We start from the raw sequence: 3,372 nt of genomic DNA, 5'->3' as shown, positions 1-3,372 counted from the left end.
CATCAACCAGGTTATCTCCTTCGTTGATGCAATCAACAACGATACCCCGACTGCTGTCGGCGCTATCGACGGCCTGCGTCCGGTTCTCATGGCTAAGGCTGCTACCGAGTCCTGCCGTAACGGCGGCGTATACGTTAAGGTTGAGGAGTAATTTCTCCGCTTAACAAACCAAAGTTGCATAAAAAGGAATCCTCGAAAGAGGGTTCCTTTTTTGTTGCAGTAATTGAAAATTGAGAATGGAGAATGGAGAATGGAAATTAACGCGATGGTCAAATTCAACTCACTGCAATTACAATAACCGTATGTCCGCACGCATTTAACATTGATGCGGGAGCACAATGTGCTCCCCTACGATTTTAATCGTGCAACTGAATTTACAAACAGCGGAGTAAGGTCACCCCGCCGTTTCTCTCCGAATCGCATCCATCAACCGCCACGTTCACTTTCAATCCTCCATTTTCCATTCTCAATTTACCCTTGACTTAGAGTACTCTCCAAGTGCTACACTAAACTCACCAAAGGAAGGTGACTCCCATGACCATCGCAGAAGTGAGCAGACAGTTCGACATCACGCCGGACACACTGCGCTACTACGAGCGCATCGGCCTGATCCCGCCGGTACCGCGCACGAAAAGCGGCATCCGCGATTACGACCAGACCTCGTGCAGCTGGATCGAGTTTATTAAATGTATGCGTGCGGCCGGTCTGCAAATTGAGGCGCTCATCGAATATGTGGCTCTGTTCCAGCAGGGCGACAGCACCATCGGCGCCCGCAAGGCTCTGCTCCTCGAGCAGCGCGACCAGCTCGAGGAACGCATTGCCACCATGCAGCAGACGCTCGAACGGCTCAACCACAAGATTGAAAACTACGGCAACTGCCTCGCCAAAGAACCCGAGCTGCGCGGTAAAGCCAAAGACTGAACTGCACCAACATTTCACCACCGCAGAGTTCTCCCGCCGGAGAGCTCTGTGTATTTGTGTATTTTTACCAGTTTCCATCGTTTTTTTCGGTATTTATCACCATCCCCCGCGTTTTGAGAATATTCCGCTTGTACAATCCCTTATAATTTACCAAATTTATTGCTTTATTCCGTTGATATTGACAGTTGACGCTTGCTATCTGGTGTGGTATATTGATAGACGGAACAAAAACTTAACAAAAAAGTGTGCAAAACCCGCTCCAAACCGAACCACCCTATTGATCGGTTAGACACGGGCAAGCGGTTCCCTGCCGCACCAAATGGCAGTCTGCAACAGGCGGAATGCCGGTTTTCACCGGCTTTGGCAATAAATATCCAAACAAGAAGGAGACTTGAACATGGATTTCCATCTGACCCGTGAACAGGAACTGGTTCGCCAGATGATGCATGACTTCACCGAGAACGAAGTTAAGCCCATCGCTGCGGAAACCGACAAAACCTCTACTTACCCCCGCGAGAACATCGAGAAGCTGTTCGATCTGGGCGTTATGGGCATGATCGTGCCCGAGGAGTTCGGCGGCGCAGGCGCTGACGATCTTTCCTCCGCTATCGCTATCGAAGAGCTGTCCAAGCAGTGCGCTTCCACCGGCGATATCCTCGCTACCCACAATGGTCTGTGCTGCGGCCCGATCATTGCAAACGGTACTCCCGCACAGAAGGAGAAGTACCTCCGCATGCTGACCGAAGGCCACAAGGTAGGCGCTTTCGCACTGACCGAGCCGGACGCTGGTTCTGACGCTGCAAAGGGCACCTGCGTTGCTGAGCTGCAGGGTGACCACTACGTACTGAACGGCTCCAAGATCTTCATCACCAACGGCTACGTTGCTGACGTATTCGTAGTATTCGCTATGACCGACAAGTCCAAGGGCACCAAGGGCATTTCTGCATTTATCGTAGAGAGCTCCTTCCCGGGCTTCTCTGTTGGCAAGCACGAGGAGAAGCTTGGCCTGCACGGCTCCCCGACGGCTGAGATCGTATTCACCGACTGCATCGTTCCGAAGGAGAACCTCCTCGGCGCAGAAGGCAAGGGCTTCAAGATCGCTATGCAGACCCTGGACGGCGGCCGTATCGGCATCGCTGCACAGGCACTGGGCATTGCAGAGGGCGCTATGGAAGAGTCCATCAACTTTGCTAAGACCCGTGAGCAGTTCGGCCGTCCGATCGCAAAGTTCCAGAACACTCAGTTCCTCTTTGCTGATATGCACGTTGCAATCGAGGCTGCTCGCCTGCTGACCTACAAGGCTGCTGTTGCTAAGTCTGAGGGCGGCCGCTTCACTCTGGACGCTGCAACCGCTAAGCTGTTCGCTTCCGAGGCTGCTATGAAGATCACCACCAAGGCAGTTCAGGTACACGGCGGCTACGGCTACACCAAGGATTACCCGGTTGAGCGCATGATGCGTGATGCCAAGATCACCGAGATCTACGAGGGCACCAGCGAGATCCAGCGCGTTGTTATCTCCGGTAACATTCTCGGTAAGTAAGAATAGGAGGAAAACTGAACTATGAAGGCAATTGTTTGTGTAAAGCAGGTTCCGGATACCTCCGGTAAGGTTGCTGTTAATCCCGATGGCACTCTGAACCGCGCATCCATGGCTACCATCATCAACCCGGACGACAAGAACGCGGTTGAGGCTGCTCTGAAGCTGAAGGACGCTACCGGCTGCAAGGTCGTTGTTATCACCATGGGTCCTCCCCCGGCACAGGGCATGCTGCGTGAGCTGATGGCTATGGGCGCTGACGAGGGCATTCTGGTTTCCGCTCGTGAGTTCGGCGGTTCCGATACCTTCGCAACCTCCCAGATCCTGGCTGCTGCTATCAAGAAGTACGGCGTTGACGCTGATGACGTAGTATTCTGCGGCCGTCAGGCTATCGACGGTGATACCGCTCAGGTTGGCTCTCAGATCGCTGAGAAGCTGGACATCCCGCAGATCTCCTACGCTGCTGACGTAAAGATCGAGGGCACCACCGTTACCGTTAAGCGCGCTCTGGAGGATGGCTACATGACCATCGAGACCCAGACCCCGTGCCTGCTGACCTGCATCAAGGAGCTGAACGAGCCCCGCTACATGTCCATCAAGGGCATCATGGGCTGCTACGATAAGCCGATCGCAGTTTATGACTACAACACCCTGAAGGACGATCCGCTGATCGATCCCACCACCATTGGTCTGAAGGGTTCTCCCACCAACATCTTCAAGTCCTTCACTCCTCCCCAGAAGGGTCAGGGCAAGATGCTTGAGGGCGCTGACAAGGCTACCTGCGACGAGCTGGTTGCTGAGCTTCAGAAGAAGCACATCATTTAATCGGAAGGAGAATACTGAACAATGGCTGATTTCAATAATACGAACCTCGCCGATTTCTCCGGCGTATGGGTATTCTGTGAGCAGCGCCA

General features: G+C 53.4%; 3 protein-coding genes. All 3 read left to right on the top strand.

What is annotated here, in order from left to right; translation table 11 throughout:
* The first annotated feature begins 534 nt into the window (after positions 1-534).
* The gene (locus DW088_RS15585; protein ID WP_117492801.1) at positions 535-921 is read left to right on the top strand and encodes a MerR family transcriptional regulator; all 387 of its coding nucleotides are present in this window, start codon (positions 535-537) and stop codon (positions 919-921) included.
* A gap of 397 nt (positions 922-1,318) precedes the next feature.
* The gene (locus DW088_RS15580) at positions 1,319-2,461 is read left to right on the top strand and encodes an acyl-CoA dehydrogenase (protein ID WP_118362012.1); all 1,143 of its coding nucleotides are present in this window, start codon (positions 1,319-1,321) and stop codon (positions 2,459-2,461) included.
* A 21-nt stretch (positions 2,462-2,482) separates the two neighbouring features.
* Positions 2,483-3,283, top strand: a complete 801-nt coding sequence (gene acrB / locus DW088_RS15575; RefSeq protein ID WP_118362010.1) for an acryloyl-CoA reductase electron transfer subunit gamma — start codon at positions 2,483-2,485, stop codon at positions 3,281-3,283.
* The last annotated feature ends 89 nt before the right edge of the window (positions 3,284-3,372 follow it).

Origin of the sequence: Butyricicoccus sp. AM05-1, from assembly GCF_003474415.1 — a bacterium.
Taxonomy (GTDB): Bacteria; Bacillota; Clostridia; order Oscillospirales; family Butyricicoccaceae; genus Agathobaculum; species Agathobaculum butyriciproducens.
The sequence above is the reverse complement of the archived record's forward strand: the minus strand, read 5'-3'. Positions and strand labels throughout refer to the sequence as shown.

Coding starts and splice junctions, on each gene's coding strand:
- DW088_RS15585 (WP_117492801.1), top strand. CDS start 535: ATGACCATCGCAGAAGTGAGCAGACAGTTCGACATCACGCCGGACACA.
- DW088_RS15580 (WP_118362012.1), top strand. CDS start 1,319: ATGGATTTCCATCTGACCCGTGAACAGGAACTGGTTCGCCAGATGATG.
- acrB (WP_118362010.1), top strand. CDS start 2,483: ATGAAGGCAATTGTTTGTGTAAAGCAGGTTCCGGATACCTCCGGTAAG.